Here is a 16,558-nt window from a genome sequence, read left to right as displayed (position 1 = left end):
ACCCCATCCCTCCCGACCCGGCCGGGATCACGCGGCGCGGTGAATGACGATGTCGTCCAGCCGCGTCCGGGCGTAAACCTTGACCCCCGCCTCGCTGTCGGTCGCGACGGAGTTGCGCACGGATCCCTTGGTGCTCTTGGCATCCACCGACGCGGTGTCCCCGTCGACGCCGACCTCGATGCCGCCGGACGCGTTCACCAGTTCGGCCTCGCCGCGCGACAGCCGTCCGATGCGGATCGGGCAGTTCGCGGCCTTCGCGACGATGTCGCCGTCGGCGCGGTCGATGTCGAAACTGCCGCTGGAGCCGGAAAGTTCGACGTCGGACCGGGCGTGCCCGATCCAGACCTTCCCGGTGGCGCCCGAGTACTTCACGGTTCCTTCGACCTCGCCGATCCGGACGCCGGCCGAGCCGCCGTCGAGGTCCACGGTCCCGGCGACGTGCCCGATCGCGATGTCGCCGGCCGCGAGGTTGCCCCGCACCGCCGCGACGCGCTCGATCCGGGCCTGGCCCGACGACATCTCCAGTGCGCAGTCACCGAACCGGCCGTCGGCCTCGACATCCGACCAAGCCGTGTTCAGGACCAGCCCGGAACCGGTGGGCACCTCGATCGTGATCGCGACCGAGCCGTTCTTGCCGCCGGCCTTCTTCGTCTCGATCGACAGCTTTCCGCCGTCGAAGCCGACCTTGGTGTTCTCGGCGACCTTCACGTCCGACTTGCTCGTGGCGTCGATCGGCTCGACCAGCACCACCGTGTCGGTGCGGTCGCTCGCGGTAAGGCGAACCCGGGCGCCGGCGACGGTCAGGGTGGCGGCGATCGGCTGCGGGGTGGGGAAGACGGACATCTCGAACTCCTTGGTGGTGGTGATCTCTCGTTGTTGAAGCAACGATCGCCGACCCGGCTGACACCGGACCGCCACGGCGCTGACACGCCGGAGACACCGGGCCCCTCGCGAGAACACGAGGGGCCCAGAGCTCACGGGAAGATCACTCCGCGTACGGCTGATCCGTGCCCTTCGCGCTGTAGCCGATGCTCCAGATGTAGCCGTCCAGGTCCGCGAAGGTGCCGCCGTACCCGCCCCACGGCAGGGCACCCGCGGGCTTCAGGATCGTGGCACCCGCCTTCTCGGCCTCTGCGCCGATCTCGTCGACGCGTGCCTCGCTGCGGACGACGTAGGTGAGGACGAGCCCGCTGAAACCACTGCCTTCCGGGCTCGTGCCCACCTGGCCCGCGAGGCCTTCGCGGCCGTAGAAGCCGACCCGCGAGCCGCCGTCCGGCTCGAAGAACACCGAGACGCCGTAGTCGTCCTTGATCTTCCAGCCGAGCCCCTCGGTGTAGAACGCCTTGGACGTGGCCAGGTCCTTGACGCCGAGGAGGATCGAGCTGACGTGCGCTTTCATCATGGTCTCCTGGGGATTCGATACGGGTGGTCGGACCGGCGATGTCACATCGGGACGGGTTCGCCGGTCATTCGCTGTGACAGACCCGGACGGAGGAATGTGACAGATGGCCGAGCAGGATTGGGTGAGCGAGCGGTTCGCCGAGCATCAAGGTCGCTTGCGGGCGGTGGCCTACCGGATACTCGGCTCGCCGGGGGAGGCCGAGGACGCGGTGCAGGAGGCGTGGCTGCGGGTCAGCCGCGCGGACACCGACGACATCGAGAATCCGGCGGGCTGGCTGACGACGGTCGTCGCCAGGGTCTGCCTGAACATGCTGGAATCGCGCCGTGCCAGACGGGAGGAGTCCGCGGGGGCGATGCCGCCCGAGCCCGGCCTGCCGGACGTCGCCAAGGAAGACCCGGAGGACGAGGCGCTGCTGGCCGATTCGGTCGGTGTCGCGCTGATGGTGGTGCTGGACAAGCTGAACCCCGCCGAGCGGCTCGCGTTCGTCCTGCACGACGTGTTCGCCGTGTCGTTCGGCGAGATCGGCACCGTCCTCGGCCGTTCACCGGCGGCGGCCCGGCAGCTCGCGAGCCGGGCCAGACGCCGGGTGCAGACCGCTTCCGACGAGACGGACGCCGCGCGATCCCCGAAGCGGGAGGTCATCGCCGCCTTCCTCGCCGCCGCCCGGAACGGTGACTTCGAAGCCCTGCTCGAAGTGCTCGACCCGGACGCCGTGGTCGGCGAGGTCCGGGGCGGCCACGCGGTCGCGGCCTTCTTCTCCGGACGCGCGGAGGCGGCCCGGCTGGCCCTGGTCGGCGGGGATCCTTCGGCCGTCTGGTCGCATCGCGGCCAGGCGAAGGCCGTCTTCACGTTCAGCGTTCACGACGGGAAGATCACCAGGATCGACATCGACACCGACCCGGAACGCCTCCGCGGTCTCGAAATCGCCTTCCTCAGTGCCAAATGATCCGGTTCTTCTCGTGCACGCTCGCCGTCCACGATCTCGGCGGCGCGCTCGGCTTCTATCGTGACGTGCTCGGTTTCACCGTGTGGAGTGACGGGCCGGTGAGCGTCGGGCCGCCTTCGCAGCCAGACGTGCGGATCGTCCTCGAACCACCCGACGCGGACCGTGGTGCCTCACCGGCCGACCGGTCCGCGATCGAGGACCTGATGTCCAAAGCCTTGCTGAACCGGCTCGTCTTCACGACCGACGACTGCGACGGCACCTTCGAGCGCATCGAGGCCGCGGGCGCCGAAGTGATGCAGGAACCGATCGACCGGCCAGGAGGAGTACGCGATTGCGCCTTCCTCGACCCTTCCGGCAATCTGCTGCGCTTCATCCAGAGCAGGGAAGCTTGACGTCCTCGGGCGTCTTGTCCGCCCGCAACCCCCGCCACGTCGTATGCCGCAGACGGCCGTCCGGGGTCCAGTTCCGGTGCACGACCTCGCCGACGAGTTCCGGCTCCACCCAGTGCACGCGCCGCGCCCGATCGCGCGGGACCTCCGAGGCGAAGGGCGGCTTCTTCCGCTCCAGCGGAGTGAGCCGGGCATGCAGGTCTTCGAGGACCTTGTCGCTGAACCCGGTCCCGACGTCGCCGATGTACCGCAGGTCCCCGGCGTCGTCATGGGCGCCGAGCAGCAGCGCGCCGAGCGTCCCCGAACGCCGTCCGTCGCCGGGACGCCAGCCGCCGATCACGACCTCTTGGGTGTGCCACAGCGCTCGTTTGATCCACTGCCGCGTCCGCTTGCCGGGGTAGTAGCGGCTGTCGAGCTTCTTCGCGATCAAACCTTCGAGCCCGTGCTGCCGGACGACGTCGAGCAGCTGGTCGGGTGAGATGTCCTGGTCGGTGTACCCCGGTGGGATGGCGATGCGGCCGCCGGCACCCAAGGAGGTCAGCACCTCGCGCCGGGCCTCGTACGGCTCGTCGAGCAGGACGTCGCCGTCGAGAAGCAGCACGTCGAAGGCGAAGAAGTGCACCGGGCTGCGTTCCAGCAGCGACGCGTCCGGCGTGCGCAGGTGCCGGGTCTGCAACAGCGGGAAGCTGGGTCTGCCCTGTTCGTCGAGCACGACGATCTCGCCGTCGAGGACGGCTTCGCGACCGTCGAGCGCTTCGCCGGTGACATCCGGGTACGTCGCCGTGATGTCGAGCCCGCGGCGGCTGGTCAGACGCGTTTCGCCGTCGCGCGCGACCCGCAGGCAACAGCGGTAGCCGTCCCATTTGTATTCGTAGGCCCACCCGCCGGTGGGCAGGTCGCCGTCGGTCGCCAGCATCGGGGCGATCGCGTCCGGCACGGTGCTCATGCCTCACGGTACCCCGGAAACCCCGCCGGTGATCTATCGTCGAAGGGTGCCTGAGGAGCGGATAACGGTCGAGGTCGAGGGTCGGCGGCTGGGGCTGTCCAATCTGGACAAGGTGCTCTATCCCGCGCACGGTTTCACCAAACGCGAGGTCCTCGACTACTACCGCCGGATAGCCCCGGTGATGCTCCCGCATCTGCGTGACCGCGCCGCCACCTTCCGCCGGTTCCCCGACGGTGTCGACGGCGAACCGTTCTACGAGAAGAACGTTTCCCGGCACGCGCCCGACTGGGTGCGCACCGCGCGGCTCACCAACCGCGGCCGCCGGGGCGGGGAGGAGACGCTCGACTACCCGGTGGTCGGCGACCTCCCGACGCTGATGTGGGCGGCCAATCTCGCCGCGCTGGAACTGCACGTTCCACAGTGGACGGTCGGCCCGCGTGGCGCCCGGAAATCACCCGATCTGCTGGTGTTCGATCTCGATCCCGGGCCGCCCGCGGACGTCGTCGACTGTTGCCGGGTGGCCGAGACGCTCAGCGACCTGCTCATCGGGGACGGTCTCACGGTGTACGCGAAGACCAGCGGCAACAAGGGAATGCAGTTGTACTGCCCGGTGCGCACGCGCTCCGACGAACGCACCTCCGAGTACGCCAAGGCCGTCGCGGAGGAACTCGCGCGCCGGTCACCGGAAACCATCGTCGCCAAGATGACGAAGGCCATCCGCCCCGGCCGTGTGTTCATCGACTGGAGCCAGAACAACACCGCCAAGACCACCATCGCGCCGTACTCGCTGCGCGGCCGGGCCGTCCCGACCGTGTCCACGCCGGTGACCTGGGAGGAGGTCGAAGCCTGCCGCAAGGCCGCCGACCTGCTGTTCACCGCCGAGCAGGTGCTCGAACGCGTCGAGGAGATGGGCGACCTATTCGGCGACATCGCGGAGCATCGCGCGGCCGTGCCCCCACGGTGACCGGAGTCATGTTTGAACCGCGGCCATCGGGAAAACCTCAGGTCAGAGGAGTGACCCCGAATGACCGAACACACCAAAGACCCCGAAGGCTGGTCGGCGCGAGCCCTGGCCATGCTGCGAGCCGTGGCACAGGGCAGGGCCGAAATCACCATCAGCCTGGAGCCCGATCTCTACGTCGACGGCCTGCCGTGCAGTGACCAGAGCACGGCCCACCGCCTCGCCCACGCCGGCCTGATCCGGATGCCGGACGGTGGCGTTCCCGGCAGCCGGGTACCCGCGAAATTGTCCGAAACAGGACAGGATCTGCTGGAGCCCTTGGCGCCCGCCGCTTAGCGAAGAGCAACCCGGAAAGACCACTGTGGACTCCCGCCCGTTCCGCATACGATCTGCGGAGCGGGTGCGCGGGGGTGCGCGCCCACCGGGCTGGTGCCTCCGGGACCGGTGAGGATGTGGCTGTTGACCGGGTATCACACGCTGGCCGAGACCGAGAACGCCGTCCGGGCCAAACTGGGCGGTATCCCGCTGCTGTGGGAGCGGATGGAGGCGGTGGCGAACCTTCACCGCGCCGCGACCGCGGTCCGGCTGCATTTCGAGAACTCGGTCCTGCGCACCGCGGGCCTCACCTGGACCGCGTTCGTGGTGCTCTGGGTGGTGTGGATCTTCGGCGAGAAGGAGACCAGGCACGTCGCCGCGGAGTCCGGGATCACCAAGGGGACGCTGACCGGGGTCATGAAGACCCTGGAGGCGCACGGCCTGGTCACCCGGCGCAAACACCCCGTCGACGGGCGGCTGGTGCTGCTCGCGCTGACCCCGGAGGGCGAGCGGCTGATGCGGGAGCTCTTCCCGGAGTTCAACCAGGAGGAAGCGTTCGTCACCGAACGGCTCAGCTCCGAGAAGTGCACCGAGCTGGCCGCTTCGCTGCGGGAGATCGTCCGGCAGCTGGAGGAGAAGGGCGAAGAGCGGCGGGCCCGGTAGAGCCGGCCCCTACCGAAGACGGTTGCGCGGGACCTCCGGCGACTCCTACGTTTTTTGGAGCCGAACGAAGCGAAGGGCGCCCTTGATGGACTTCCGGTACTGGCTCGGGCAGGCGTTGACGTCGAACGAGGCGTGGGCGGAGACGTTCACCCCCGTCCGGCCGCATCCGTCGCTGGAAATCTCCGACGGGCGGTTCGAGACAGCGTTCGAGGAGCTCACCGAGCGGCTGAAGGACAATTACCCGTTCTTCCACCCGTCCTACGCCGGCCAGATGCTCAAACCGCCGCATCCGGCGGCCGTGGTCGGCTACCTGACCGCGATGCTGGTCAACCCCAACAACCACGCGCTCGACGGCGGTCCCGCGACGGCCGAGATGGAACGCGAGGTCGTCCAGGCACTGGCCACGATGTTCGGCTACCCGGAACATCTGGGGCATCTGACCACCAGCGGCACGATCGCGAACCTCGAGGCGCTGTTCGTCGCGCGGGAAACGCATCCGGGCAAGGGGATCGCGTACAGCGCCGAGGCGCACTACACGCACGGACGGATGTGCGGCGTCCTCGGTGTCGAGGGACATACGGTTCCCGTCGACGCACGCGGCGCCATGGACCTCGACGCGCTCGAAGATCTGCTGCGCACCGGGAAGATCGGCACCGTCGTCCTCACCGCCGGGACGACCGCGCTGGGCACGGTGGAGCCGATCCACGAAGCGCTGACGTTGCGCGAGCGCTACGGCGTCCGGGTGCACGTCGACGCCGCCTACGGGGGATTCTTCCGGCTTCTGTCCGGTTTGGACGGTCCCGAGGGGCTGCCCGAGGCCCCGTGGCTGGCCATCGCCGAGGCCGACTCGATCGTCATCGATCCGCACAAGCACGGCCTCCAGCCCTACGGCTGCGGCGCGGTGCTGTTCAAGGACCCCGGGGTGGGCCGGTTCTTCCTGCACGATTCGCCGTACACCTACTTCACCTCGGAAGAGCTGCATCTCGGCGAGATCAGCCTCGAATGCTCCCGGGCGGGTGCGGCGGCCGCCGCGTTGTGGCTCACCTTCCGCGTCCTGCCGCCCACCCCCGACGGACTGGGCCGGGTGCTCGCGGCCGGGCGCCGCGCGGCGTTGCGGTGGGCGAAGCTGCTGGAGGACTCCGAGCGGTTCGACCTGTACCAGCCACCGGAACTCGACATCGTCACCTACTTCCCCCGGACGGAGCCGCTTTCGCTGTCGAGGATCGACGAGGAGAGCGCGCGGATCCTGCGCACCGGCATGGCCGCGGCCAGGGAGCCGGTGTTCCTCAGCACGCTGCGGATCGGCGAGGCGCAGTTCGGTCTGCGTCACACCGGGGTCGACGCGGATGCGGACGGCACGAGGATCCTGCGTAGCGTGCTGATGAAGCCCGAAAGCGAGGACCACGTCGACCGGCTGCACGAACGGCTGGAAGAGTTGTCCCGCGGTTGAGCTCGCCAGTACCGCAGACGAATGGATCCACCATGCCCGCACCAGGTCCCGCCGAACCCGTGACCGCGATCGAGACGAAATCGCTGGGCACCGGGTTCCGGCGGCGGCACGTCACCATGCTGGCCATCAGCGGGGCGATCGGCGCCGGGCTGTTCGTCGGCACCGGCGCGGGGATCAAGACCGCCGGCCCCGGCATCCTGCTGTCCTATGTGGTCGCGGGCCTGCTCATGGTGCTCGTGATGCGCATGCTGGGCGAGATGGCGGCCGCCGAGCCGAGCAGCGGTTCGTTCTCGGTGTACGCGGAGAAGGCGCTCGGCCGCTGGGCCGGGTTCACCGTCGGCTGGCTGTACTGGTCGCTGCTGGTGGTCGTGGTCGCCGCCGAGGCCACCGCGGCGGCCGGGATCGCGAACGGGTTGCTGCCCGGGGTGCCCCAGTGGACCTGGGTGCTGCTGTTCATGGCGGTGCTGACCGTGGTGAACCTGTTCGCCGTGCGCTCGTTCGGGGAATTCGAGTTCTGGTTCGGCGCGATCAAGGTGACCGCCGTGGTCGCCTTCCTCGTGCTCGGCACGCTGGCGGTGTTCGGGATCCTGCCGGGGACGACGCCGGTCGGGCTGAGCAATCTCACCGGGCACGGCGGTTTCCTGCCCAACGGCCTCCAAGGCGTGCTGACCGGTCTGCTCGCGGTCGCGTTCTCCTTCGGCGGTATGGAACTGGTGACCATCGCGGCCGCGGAGTCCGACGATCCGGCCGGTTCGATCCGCCGCACCACGCGCACGGTCATCGTGCGGCTGCTGCTGTTCTACATCGGTTCCGTTGCGCTGATGGTGTTGTTGCTGCCGTGGGAATCCGCTTCGGCCAACACCAGCCCCTTCGTCACCATTCTGGACAAGGTCGGGGTGCCGTCGGCGGCGTTGCTGATGAGTTTCGTCGTGCTGACGTCGTTGCTCTCGGCGCTCAACGCGAACCTCTACGGCGCCTCGCGGATGGTGTTCTCCTTGGCCGAACGCGGTGAAGCGCCGCGCGCGATGCTGAAACTGTCCGGCGCGGGCGTCCCGCGGACGGCGGTGCTCGCGTCGGTGGCCTTCGGTTTCGTGGCCGTGTTGCTGAACTTCCTCGCCCCCGAACACGTGCTTCCGTTCCTGCTCAACGCCATCGGGGCGAACATCCTGCTGGTCTGGATCTTCGTCGCCGTCTCCCAGCTGCGGCTGCGGAAGGCGGCGGAACGCGACGGCACGGCCGCCGATCTGCCGGTGCGGATGTGGGGTTTCCCGTGGCTCAGCTGGGTCGCGCTGCTGGCCATGGCGGGCGTCCTCGTTCTCATGTGGACGGACGCCGACGCGCGGACGCAGCTGTTCACCAGTGGCGCGGTGGCCGTGCTGATCGTGGCGATCAGCCTGCTCAGGCGACGTCCGCGACGCTGAACAACTCGCGCTCCACCCGGCTCAGCGCCAGCCGGACCGCGCCGAGCGCGACCGCGTCTTCGCCGAGCGCCGACGTCGCGACGCGTACCGGGAACAGCGCCAGGCGGGCCAGTTCGGCGCGCAGCCTCGCCGTCAACAGGTCGTCCGGGCCGCCGATCACCACCAGCTCGGGGTCGACGGCGAGGACCGTGGCGGCGACGAGCTCGACGAAGCCGTCCGCCTGCCGCAGGGCACCGATCTCGCCCGCCGCGCCGTGGTGGCCCGCGTGCGGTTTCCCGCCGAGCAGCAGGCCCAGCGAGACGGCGGTCCCGGCCCGCACGTAGACGACGTCGTCGAGGCCGTGCGCGGCGCCGCGCCAGTGTTCGGCCAAGGTCGCGAGGTCGGTGTCGTTCCCGGCCAGCACCGGGCAGCCGCCGGCGAACTCCGCGGGCAGGTCGACGCCGGTCCAGCCGGGAAGCCGGTAGTTGTGGACGACCTTGCCGCCGGACACCACGCCGGTGGTGCCGACGCCGAGCATCCGCACGTTGGCGTGGCCCTCGACGGCCGTGCCGAGCACCCGGTGCGCGGCGCCGAGCCGGTCCGCTGCGGCCGTTTCCGGGGTGAGCCCGGCCCTCGCCCGTCCGACGACGTCGCCCCGCAGGTCGGCGACCAGGCACAACGCCTGATGCGGGCCGATCTCGAGGCCGGCGACGTGCCCGGACTCCTGGCGGAACCGGTATCGCTTGGCGGGTCTGCCCCGCGGCCGCGGCGCGCCGGGGGAGAGCGGGACCTCCTCGACCAGGCCCTGTTCGCCGAGGTCCGCGGCGATCTCCTCGACGGTCGGCCGGGAGACCTCGCTCGCCTTGACCAGCTCCGCGAGAGTGAGCTCCTCCGCCGCGTACAGCGCGCGCAGGACGGCGATGGCGTTGAGCCGCCGCAGCAGTGACGGATCCCCTCCGGACAGCCTGGCCATGCGACTCCCTAGGTGGTGACGCGTTTGTCGTACTGGGCGCGCGCGAGGGCGATTTCGCTCTGGTGGTCCTCGGTCCAGGTGACCAGCGACTGGATGGTCTGGTGCAGCGTCATGCCCAGCGGCGTCAGCGCGTACTCGACCCGGGGCGGCACCACCGGATAGACGGTCCGGTTCACCAGCCCGTCGCGCTCCAGGTGGCGCAGCGTGGTGGTGAGCATGCGCTGGCTGATGCCGTCGATCTTGTACTTGAGCTCGGTGAACCGCAGGGTGTTGCGGTCGAGCAGCGCGATCACCAGTAGCGACCACTTGTCCGCCACCCGGTCCAGGATCTGGCGGACCTCGCAGTCCTCACGCGTGTCCCACTGGAAGGCCTCGTAGTCCCCTTCGGTGAGTTCACAACGACTAGGTGAGTTCAAAGTGCCTTCTTCCACGGTCATCGATAGTGACGGAAGATCCCCTTGGTTACAAGAGGGAACCGACCGGCTGATGAGTAACCGTCGGTTCCCGTTCACTGAGGGAGATCCGATCTTGAGCAACTCGCAAACGCTTCCGCGCGCCGACCGGATGGGCGGGCGGGCCTGGGGCGTGCTCCTGGTGCTGTGCGGCGCCATCTTCCTGGAGGGCATCGACGTCGCGATGCTGAACGTGGCGCTGCCGTCCATCCGGGCCGAACTCGGCCTGTCGACCGCGACGCTGAGCGGCGTGGTGAGCGCCTACGTGCTCGGTTACGGCGGATTCATGCTGCTGGGCGGGCGCGCCGCCGACCTGTACGGCCGCCGCCGCATGTTCGTCGGCTGGCTGGTGGTGTTCCTCGTCTTCTCCGGGCTGGGCGGTTTCGCCACCGAAGGCTGGATGCTGCTGCTCGCCCGGTTCGTCACCGGCGTCGCCGCGGCCTTCATGACCCCGGCTGGCCTGTCCATCATCACCACGAGCTTCGAAGAGGGCCCGAAACGCAACAAGGCCCTGCTGTTCTACGCCGGCACCGGGGCGGGCGGTTTCTCGCTCGGCCTCGTCATCGGCGGCCTGCTGGCCAGGATCGACTGGCGCTGGGTGTTCTTCACGCCGGTGATCCTGTCCGCGATCATCCTGCTCGCCGCGCTCTGGCTGATCAAGGAACCCGCTCGCGACGAACGCGGCCCGCGTCGCCTGGACTTCGCCGGAGCGGTCACCGTCACGACGGCGATGCTGCTGATCGCCTACGCCGTGGTCCGGTTGGAACACCCAGGGCGAGGCTGGGGCTGGACCGTGGCCTCGTTCGCCGGGGGAGTGGCCGCGCTGATGGCCTTCGTGTCCGTCGAACGCCGCTCGCCCGCGCCGCTGGTGCGCCTCGGCATCCTGAGGTCGGGGCCGCTGGTGCGGGCGAACGTCAGCGCCCTGCTGTTCGCGGGTTCGTTCTTCGGGTTCCAGTTCCTGGTCACGCTGTACCTGCAGGAACTCCGGGGCTGGTCGACGCTGGAGACGAGCCTGGCGCTGCTCGCGGTCGGGATCGACGCGATCCTCGCGCCGACGCTCACCCCGCGGCTGGTGGCGAGGTTCGGCAACACGCGGCTGATCTTCGGCGGGTTCGTGCTCGCGGCCGTGTCCTACGCGCTGTTCCTGCCGCTGGGCATGGACTGGACGTACGCGGCGATGTTCCCGTCGATGATCATCCTGGGGCTGGGCTTCGCGCTCGCCTACGGTCCGCTGACGATCGTCGCCACCGACGGGATCGCCGAGGACGAACAGGGGCTCGCGGGTGGTCTGCTGTACACGGCGTTCCAGTTCGGCGCGGCGCTCGGGCTGTCCGCGGTGACCGCCGTCAACGTCGCCGCGCTCGGCGCGGGTGGTTCACCCGAGGCGGCGCTCGGCGGATACCGGGCGGCGCTGGTCGTGCCGCTGGTGATGGCCGTGCTCGCCGCGATCATCATCGCGTCCGGCCGTCAGCGCGTCTCGGCGAAGGAAGCCAGGTTGGCCAGCGAGGAGGCGATCCCGGCCTCGTGATCGGCCTGGCCGATGCCGGACGGCACGTCCGTCGCGGTGACGGTCACTTCGGTGCCGTCACCCGCGGCGGCCAGGTCCCAGGTCATCGTCATGGTGCCCGCGAACGCCGGGTCTTCGGATTCGAAGACGGCCTTGTGCACCACGCGTTCCGCGGGCACCAGGTCGGCGAACCCGACCTCGACGACGTCCGTCGCGTCCGACGATTTGCCGGGCGCGGCGGACGCGTCGAGGTAGGTGAGGGTCATCCGGAAACCGCCGCCGGGCCGCGGATCCCAGTGCTCGATCCGGCCGCGCATCCCTTCGGGCGGCAGCCAGGCTTCGAGCGACTCCCGGTCGAGGAGTGCCTGGTAGACGGTCTCGGGCGGGGCGGCGATCGTCCGGCTGCCGCTGTCGATCCTGTCCATGGGCCGAGTCTAGGGCCCGTCACACCTCGTCAGGGATGCCGAGGAGTGATGGTGTCGCGGGTGATCGACTCCACCTTTTCCTGCGCCTTCTTGGCGTCGGTGACCCAGAGCTTGTAGAAGTCGAACGGGCAGTCCGCCACGCCCTTGTCGCCTTCGTCCGCGTCCTGCACGCCGGTGTACCCGCGGTGCAGCAGTTTGAAGATGTGGTTCTGCGACTGGTCGTAAGTCCGCGCGTCACGGATCGCCGAAACCGAAAGCTGCGCGTACTGGATCCCGTATTCCTCTTCGCCGGTCTCGCCGAGCGTGCGCCCGTCGAAGCCGATGATCGCGGAATGGCCGAAATACGAGTACACGCCGTCGAAACCGGCGGCGTTCGCCACGGCCACGTAACAGTTGTTGGCCCACGCCATCGCCTTGGCGATCAGGATCTGCTGTTCCTTGGCCGGGTACATGTAGCCCTGGCAGCGCACGATCAGTTCGGCGCCCTTCATCGCGCAGTCGCGCCAGATCTCCGGGTAATTCCCGTCGTCGCAGATGATCAGCGAGATCTTCAGCCCTTTGGGGCCGTCGCTGACGTAGGTGTCCTCGCCGGGGTACCAGCCTTCGATCGGGCACCAGGGCAGGATCTTGCGGTATTTCTGGACGATCTCGCCGCGGTCGTTGATGAGCACGAGCGTGTTGTACGGCGGCTTGTTGGGGTGGTCTTCGTGCCGCTCGCCGGTGATGGAGAAGACGCCCCACGTCTGGGCCTCACGGCACGCGGCGGCGAAGATCTCGGTCTCCTCGCCGGGAATCGTCGCGGCGGTCTCGTACATTTCCTTCGGGTCGTACATGATGCCCTGCGTGGAGTACTCCGGGAACACCACGAGGTCCATGCCGGGAAGGCCGGATTTCATGCCCACCACCATTTCGGCGATCTTGCGGGCGTTGGCGAGGACTTCGGCCTTGGTGTGCAGCCTCGGCATCTTGTAGTTGACCACCGCGACGCCGACCGTGTCCGGGCTGGCGGCAATGTCACCGTGTCGCATGAAGACTCCTTTTCTCCGAACGGTTTTTCAGGACGGGTAAACGCCGGTGAGGCCGAGGAAGGCGGGCACCGTGCACGTCGGCTGGCTGAGCAGCAGGGCGGTCCAGCCGGTGAACCGCGTCAGATGTTCTTTTCCGAGGCCGAGAACCAGGAAGAACAAGGTCCACAGCAGCGCCCAGGACAGCCAGATGACCCCGAACACCGGATCGCCGTCGTGCCAGAAGGCGATGCACGCGTACACCACGGCCGCACCCGCCACGAAGAGCGAGAACCAGCCGATGCCTTCGGGTGCGAGGTCCGCGAGGTTCGCGATGCCGACGTACAGGTAGGTGAAACCGAACAGGTACAGGCCGGACGCGGCGAGGATCGCGTCCCGGTCGCCGCCAGCCTGCACGATCAGCACGGTCGGGGTGACGCATTGGAGTGCGCCGACGAACAGGTTCAGCACCGCCGCCGACCGCGGCGGTACCCGGCCGAGCAGCATCAGGCCGTTGATCATCAGAGCGGCGCCGACGTAGAGCAGGCCCACGTTGCCCACGCTCACCTCCGCGTAATCGACGTCACATGGAATAATTTCAAATGAAAGTATGTGGTGTGCCGGGGCGAGTCAAGGGGCGGATTTCAGAGCCGGGTGAGGACTTCGAAGTCGTAGCCGTCGGCGACCGCGAGATGGACGTGCTGATCGGCCTGCCGCCCGCGGAATTCGACCGTGCCGCGAGGGCCGTGATAGGCGACGCCGTCGATCGCCGCGTTGAGCGCGGGCAGCTCCGACGTCCCCGCCCGGCGGACGAGTTCCGCCAGCGTGTGCAGCCCCTCGTAACAGGATTCGGCGGCGTTGTTCAGGGCCGGGGCGCCGGGACCGTTGCGGTCGACGTAGCGGCCGAGCAGGTCCATCGCGTCGGCGGTGACCATGGACCGGAAGTAGGCGGCGGAGACGTAGAGGTTGCCGGTGGCGTTCGCGCCGCTCGCCAGGAGCATGTTCTCCTCCATGAGCGGACTGAACCGGACCAGCCGATCGCTGAGCCCGTGCGCGGCGAAGGCGCGGTTGAAGCGCACCGCGTCCTGCCCGACCAGCAACATGAGCACACCGTCGCTTGTGGACTGTCCGATCTTGCGGACCACTGTGGACATGTCGCCCGCGCCGAGCCCGACGAACGCCTCGCCGGTGATACGCAGGTCGAGATCCTTGGCGTACTGCCGGATCGCGCGGGTCGACCGGTGAGGCCAGACGTAGTCGTCGCCGACGACGAACCAGCGCCGGGTGCCGAGGTGATCGCGCAGCCACCGCAGTGCCGGCTCGATCTGGCACCGCGGTGTCTCGCCCGTGCAGAAGATGCCCGAGCGGCGTTCGCCGCCTTCGTAGAGCGAGGTGTACACGTACGGGATCCTGTCCGCCGCGACCGGCGCGAGCGCGTGCCGGACCGATGAGATGTGCCAGCCGCTCACCGCGTCGACCTGTCCGTTGTCGACGAGACGCCGCAAGTCCTCGGCTACCCGCGCGGGACTGCCGCCGCCGTCGACCACCTCGGCCTCGACCTGCCTGCCGAGGATGCCGCCGGAATCGTTGAGTTCGTGGACGGCCAGCTCCGTGATCGCCTCGCACGAGGGGCCGAACAGCCCGGCGGGCCCCTGCAACGGGACCACCATGGCCACACGCCAGGTGTGGTCGCGGGGCCGGGTGGCGAGGCGTAGGGGCATGGCGCTCCGTGCGGTGGCCCGGTAAGGTCGAAGTGCTTTCACCTGGAAGTATCGCGAGGGTGTCCGGTTTTGGCAAGGGGACGGGATATGGGGACACACGGCGTCACGACCGCCGGAACGTCGCTCACCGGCTCACTCACCCGCGCCGCCCGGGCCGTCGCCGCCAGGGTCGAGCAGGTGCTCGCCAAGGAAGGCCTCACCTTGGACCAGTGGCTGGTGCTGGACGCGCTGAACGGCAAGGGCGGTCTCGCCATGGCCGACCTCGCCGACCGGACGCTGGCCACCGCCCCGACGTTGACCAGGGTGGTGGACAAACTGGTGACCACCGCGCAGGCCTACCGCGAGGTCGACGCCGCCGACAGGCGCCGCGTGCTCGTCCACCTCAGCGCCCGTGGCCGGGCGACGTACCGGCGCGTGGCCGCGAAGGTCTCCGAGGCCGAAGCCCGGCTCGACGTGCCGGACGAAGTGCTCGTGGCGCTGCGGGGTCTCGGCGGCTGAAGGTCAGCCGTGCGGCGGGTACGGCATCGACCGTGCCGGTGCTTTCGCCTTCGTCGGCGTGACGATGCCGAGGACCGGGGCGACCAGCAGGGCGAGAACACCGAGTCCCGCTGTCACCCCGGCCGCGGATGGACTACTTCGCGGGGAAAGAAGGCGCCATGACCTCGATCTCTTCGTCGAAGCCTGGTCGAGGACAAGGTCGCCGCGGTGCCCTCACTTTCCACCTTTTTGGGCGACCAGCAACCCGTTCGCGCCGGGGGCGTCGATGATCAAGCCGGCGGTACGGACGTCGATGAAGCCTGCTTCGGTCAGCCAGGCGGTGTATTCGGCGCGAGTGTAGTTCTGGCCCTCCGTCGTCTCGATCAGCATGTTCAGACTGCTGATCGCGCCCGCCACCGGACCGGTTTCGTCGTCGTTCACGAACGACTCGGCGATGAGCAGGGTGCCGCCGTCCGCCAACGCGGCGTGGCACTTTCCGAGCAGCTTCCGGTTGTCCCCCTCGCCCCAGTCGTGCAGCACGTTGGACAGCAGCATGAGGTCGTATCCGCTCGGCAGTTCCTGCTGGAAGAAGTCGCCGGCGTGGGTGTCGATTCGATCGGAGAGCCCGGCTTCGGAGATCGCCTTCCGCGCACCCTCGCAGACGAACTCGAGGTCGTAGACGGTCGCCTCCAACCGCGAGTAGTGAGAGCACAGTTCGATGCAGAACGCGCCCGCCGCGCCGCCGACGTCGAGCAGCCGGTCGTACGGGCGGAAGTCGAATGACGCGGCGAGCGAACGGGCGGTGTACATGGCGCCGGAGGACAGCATGCTCCAGAACATGTCGAGCATGGCGCCGTCTCCGGAGAACAGATCGGTCTCCTCGGTCGAGTCCGGGTCCCAGGTCGTGGGCCGGTTGTTGCGGATCGCCCATTCCAGCCGATCCCACGCGCCGTACTCCCGGCGATCGGTGAACCGCACCAGGTCGCCGAAGTAATAGCGCTTACCGGGTACCAGGAACTCTTCGGAGATCGCGGAATTGCGATACCGGCCGTCGACGCGGTCGAGCAGACCGAGCGAGGCGCACGCGGCGAGCAACATCCGTGCCGGACGCCGGTGGATCCGGTAGCGCTCGGAGAACTCCTCGGCCGTGGTGGTGCCGCCGTCCCTCAGATTGGCGAAGATCTCCAATTCGAGCGCGACGGCCAACACCTTGGCGATCCGGAAACCGTCGGCGATCTGCATCAGCGGTGCGGGTGTCAGCGGTTCCACCCCGGTATGTGCGTTCAGGCGCATCGTCTCTCCTTGTCCGGCAGCGTCGAGGGTCATCCTGACCCGGCCCGCTGGAGTCCCGGTGGAGCACGGCGAGGGCTGCTCCATTCGATTCAACTCCATGCGCATGCATCTACTGAGCGATCGGATGACGGGCTTGTTCTTGCAAATGGGTGAAAATACGTTCGACACCGAGTTTGCACAGCGCTTAACTAGCTGCATGTGCATGCAGTAGAGTGCGGGTGAGGGGGCTCGACC

Annotated in this window: 19 protein-coding genes; 9 read left to right on the top strand and 10 right to left on the bottom strand. The window is 68.7% G+C overall.

Annotation, left to right across the window (positions count from 1 at the left end):
* Nucleotides 1-27: 27 nt before the first annotated feature.
* Together ED92_RS39485 and ED92_RS39480 are read right to left on the bottom strand one after the other, a co-directional pair.
* Entirely contained in the window at nt 28-843 is an 816-nt protein-coding gene (locus ED92_RS39485) for a DUF4097 family beta strand repeat-containing protein (RefSeq protein ID WP_037347749.1), read from the bottom strand.
* A gap of 142 nt (nt 844-985) precedes the next feature.
* Entirely contained in the window at nt 986-1,402 is a 417-nt protein-coding gene (locus tag ED92_RS39480) for a VOC family protein (RefSeq protein WP_235213510.1), read from the bottom strand.
* A 103-nt stretch (nt 1,403-1,505) separates the two neighbouring features.
* Between ED92_RS39480 and ED92_RS39475 the strand changes: the two genes are divergently transcribed.
* Both ED92_RS39475 and ED92_RS39470 read left to right on the top strand, forming a co-directional pair.
* A complete protein-coding gene (locus ED92_RS39475) occupies nt 1,506-2,348 on the top strand; it encodes a sigma-70 family RNA polymerase sigma factor (RefSeq protein WP_037347744.1) in 843 nt (280 codons plus the stop codon).
* A complete protein-coding gene (locus ED92_RS39470; protein WP_037347742.1) occupies nt 2,345-2,740 on the top strand; it encodes a VOC family protein in 396 nt (131 codons plus the stop codon). Before ED92_RS39475 ends, ED92_RS39470 begins: the two co-directional genes overlap by 4 nt.
* Here ED92_RS39470 and ligD (ED92_RS39465) read toward each other — a convergent pair.
* Nucleotides 2,718-3,683 carry a non-homologous end-joining DNA ligase gene (ligD, locus tag ED92_RS39465; RefSeq protein WP_037347740.1) on the bottom strand — a complete coding sequence of 322 codons (966 nt, stop codon included), beginning with the start codon at nt 3,681-3,683 and terminating at the stop codon, nt 2,718-2,720. The two genes, ED92_RS39470 and ligD (ED92_RS39465), sit on opposite strands and share 23 nt — an antisense overlap.
* 46 nt (nt 3,684-3,729) lie before the next feature.
* Here ligD (ED92_RS39465) and ligD (ED92_RS39460) point away from each other — a divergent pair, with 46 nt between their 5' ends.
* The 5 genes from ligD (ED92_RS39460) (at nt 3,730) to ED92_RS39440 (ending at nt 8,493) form a co-directional block, all read left to right on the top strand.
* Nucleotides 3,730-4,647 (top strand): non-homologous end-joining DNA ligase, encoded by a 918-nt coding sequence (gene ligD / locus ED92_RS39460; RefSeq protein WP_037347739.1) that lies wholly within the window; start codon nt 3,730-3,732, stop codon nt 4,645-4,647.
* Between the two features lie 60 nt (nt 4,648-4,707).
* The gene (locus tag ED92_RS39455; RefSeq protein WP_037347736.1) at nt 4,708-4,980 is read left to right on the top strand and encodes a hypothetical protein; all 273 of its coding nucleotides are present in this window, start codon (nt 4,708-4,710) and stop codon (nt 4,978-4,980) included.
* 114 nt (nt 4,981-5,094) lie between these two features.
* A complete protein-coding gene (locus tag ED92_RS39450; RefSeq protein WP_152611166.1) occupies nt 5,095-5,622 on the top strand; it encodes a MarR family winged helix-turn-helix transcriptional regulator in 528 nt (175 codons plus the stop codon).
* Nucleotides 5,623-5,707: 85 nt separating this feature from the next.
* Nucleotides 5,708-7,072: an aminotransferase class V-fold PLP-dependent enzyme gene (locus ED92_RS39445; protein ID WP_037347734.1), complete on the top strand. Its 1,365-nt coding sequence runs from the start codon at nt 5,708-5,710 to the stop codon at nt 7,070-7,072.
* A gap of 32 nt (nt 7,073-7,104) precedes the next feature.
* Nucleotides 7,105-8,493, top strand: a complete 1,389-nt coding sequence (locus tag ED92_RS39440) for an amino acid permease (RefSeq protein WP_037347732.1) — start codon at nt 7,105-7,107, stop codon at nt 8,491-8,493.
* Here the strand turns inward: ED92_RS39440 and ED92_RS39435 are convergent.
* Both ED92_RS39435 and ED92_RS39430 read right to left on the bottom strand, forming a co-directional pair.
* Nucleotides 8,471-9,445 carry an ROK family transcriptional regulator gene (locus ED92_RS39435; RefSeq protein ID WP_037347730.1) on the bottom strand — a complete coding sequence of 325 codons (975 nt, stop codon included), beginning with the start codon at nt 9,443-9,445 and terminating at the stop codon, nt 8,471-8,473. The two genes, ED92_RS39440 and ED92_RS39435, sit on opposite strands and share 23 nt — an antisense overlap.
* An 8-nt stretch (nt 9,446-9,453) precedes the next feature.
* Nucleotides 9,454-9,882: a helix-turn-helix domain-containing protein gene (locus ED92_RS39430; RefSeq protein ID WP_037347728.1), complete on the bottom strand. Its 429-nt coding sequence runs from the start codon at nt 9,880-9,882 to the stop codon at nt 9,454-9,456.
* 127 nt (nt 9,883-10,009) lie between these two features.
* Here ED92_RS39430 and ED92_RS39425 point away from each other — a divergent pair, with 127 nt between their 5' ends.
* A complete protein-coding gene (locus ED92_RS39425) occupies nt 10,010-11,425 on the top strand; it encodes an MFS transporter (protein WP_037347875.1) in 1,416 nt (471 codons plus the stop codon).
* Here the strand turns inward: ED92_RS39425 and ED92_RS39420 are convergent.
* The 4 genes from ED92_RS39420 to ED92_RS39405 form a co-directional block, all read right to left on the bottom strand.
* Nucleotides 11,365-11,829 carry an SRPBCC family protein gene (locus ED92_RS39420; protein ID WP_037347726.1) on the bottom strand — a complete coding sequence of 155 codons (465 nt, stop codon included), beginning with the start codon at nt 11,827-11,829 and terminating at the stop codon, nt 11,365-11,367. The two genes, ED92_RS39425 and ED92_RS39420, sit on opposite strands and share 61 nt — an antisense overlap.
* 29 nt (nt 11,830-11,858) lie before the next feature.
* A complete protein-coding gene (locus ED92_RS39415) occupies nt 11,859-12,857 on the bottom strand; it encodes an aliphatic amidase (protein ID WP_037347725.1) in 999 nt (332 codons plus the stop codon).
* A gap of 27 nt (nt 12,858-12,884) precedes the next feature.
* On the bottom strand, nt 12,885-13,394 hold the full coding sequence (locus ED92_RS39410) for an AmiS/UreI family transporter (protein WP_037347723.1): 510 nt from the start codon (nt 13,392-13,394) through the stop codon (nt 12,885-12,887).
* 83 nt (nt 13,395-13,477) lie between these two features.
* A complete protein-coding gene (locus ED92_RS39405) occupies nt 13,478-14,554 on the bottom strand; it encodes a substrate-binding domain-containing protein (protein ID WP_255355417.1) in 1,077 nt (358 codons plus the stop codon).
* A gap of 87 nt (nt 14,555-14,641) precedes the next feature.
* On the opposite strand from ED92_RS39405, the gene ED92_RS39400 reads away from it, so the two are divergent.
* Complete coding sequence (locus tag ED92_RS39400) at nt 14,642-15,052, top strand: MarR family transcriptional regulator (RefSeq protein ID WP_037347720.1); 411 nt, start codon at nt 14,642-14,644, stop codon at nt 15,050-15,052.
* A 213-nt stretch (nt 15,053-15,265) separates the two neighbouring features.
* On the opposite strand, the gene ED92_RS39395 is transcribed toward ED92_RS39400, so the two are convergent.
* The gene (locus ED92_RS39395) at nt 15,266-16,324 is read right to left on the bottom strand and encodes a methyltransferase (protein ID WP_052121286.1); all 1,059 of its coding nucleotides are present in this window, start codon (nt 16,322-16,324) and stop codon (nt 15,266-15,268) included.
* Nucleotides 16,325-16,558 lie beyond the last annotated feature (234 nt).

Source organism: Amycolatopsis sp. MJM2582, from assembly GCF_000754115.1.
Taxonomy (GTDB): domain Bacteria; phylum Actinomycetota; class Actinomycetes; order Mycobacteriales; family Pseudonocardiaceae; genus Amycolatopsis; species Amycolatopsis japonica.
This window is presented reverse-complemented; position numbering and strand designations above follow the sequence as displayed.

Bases quoted from the DNA above. Each gene is read 5' to 3' on its own strand.
- ED92_RS39485 (WP_037347749.1), bottom strand. From the start codon at position 843: ATGTCCGTCTTCCCCACCCCGCAGCCGATCGCCGCCACCCTGACCGTC.
- ED92_RS39480 (WP_235213510.1), bottom strand. From the start codon at position 1,402: ATGATGAAAGCGCACGTCAGCTCGATCCTCCTCGGCGTCAAGGACCTG.
- ED92_RS39475 (WP_037347744.1), top strand. From the start codon at position 1,506: ATGGCCGAGCAGGATTGGGTGAGCGAGCGGTTCGCCGAGCATCAAGGT.
- ED92_RS39470 (WP_037347742.1), top strand. From the start codon at position 2,345: ATGATCCGGTTCTTCTCGTGCACGCTCGCCGTCCACGATCTCGGCGGC.
- ligD (WP_037347740.1), bottom strand. From the start codon at position 3,683: ATGAGCACCGTGCCGGACGCGATCGCCCCGATGCTGGCGACCGACGGC.
- ED92_RS39455 (WP_037347736.1), top strand. From the start codon at position 4,708: ATGACCGAACACACCAAAGACCCCGAAGGCTGGTCGGCGCGAGCCCTG.
- ED92_RS39450 (WP_152611166.1), top strand. From the start codon at position 5,095: ATGTGGCTGTTGACCGGGTATCACACGCTGGCCGAGACCGAGAACGCC.
- ED92_RS39445 (WP_037347734.1), top strand. From the start codon at position 5,708: ATGGACTTCCGGTACTGGCTCGGGCAGGCGTTGACGTCGAACGAGGCG.
- ED92_RS39440 (WP_037347732.1), top strand. From the start codon at position 7,105: ATGCCCGCACCAGGTCCCGCCGAACCCGTGACCGCGATCGAGACGAAA.
- ED92_RS39435 (WP_037347730.1), bottom strand. From the start codon at position 9,445: ATGGCCAGGCTGTCCGGAGGGGATCCGTCACTGCTGCGGCGGCTCAAC.
- ED92_RS39430 (WP_037347728.1), bottom strand. From the start codon at position 9,882: ATGACCGTGGAAGAAGGCACTTTGAACTCACCTAGTCGTTGTGAACTC.
- ED92_RS39425 (WP_037347875.1), top strand. From the start codon at position 10,010: ATGGGCGGGCGGGCCTGGGGCGTGCTCCTGGTGCTGTGCGGCGCCATC.
- ED92_RS39420 (WP_037347726.1), bottom strand. From the start codon at position 11,829: ATGGACAGGATCGACAGCGGCAGCCGGACGATCGCCGCCCCGCCCGAG.
- ED92_RS39415 (WP_037347725.1), bottom strand. From the start codon at position 12,857: ATGCGACACGGTGACATTGCCGCCAGCCCGGACACGGTCGGCGTCGCG.
- ED92_RS39405 (WP_255355417.1), bottom strand. From the start codon at position 14,554: ATGCCCCTACGCCTCGCCACCCGGCCCCGCGACCACACCTGGCGTGTG.
- ED92_RS39400 (WP_037347720.1), top strand. From the start codon at position 14,642: ATGGGGACACACGGCGTCACGACCGCCGGAACGTCGCTCACCGGCTCA.
- ED92_RS39395 (WP_052121286.1), bottom strand. From the start codon at position 16,324: ATGCGCCTGAACGCACATACCGGGGTGGAACCGCTGACACCCGCACCG.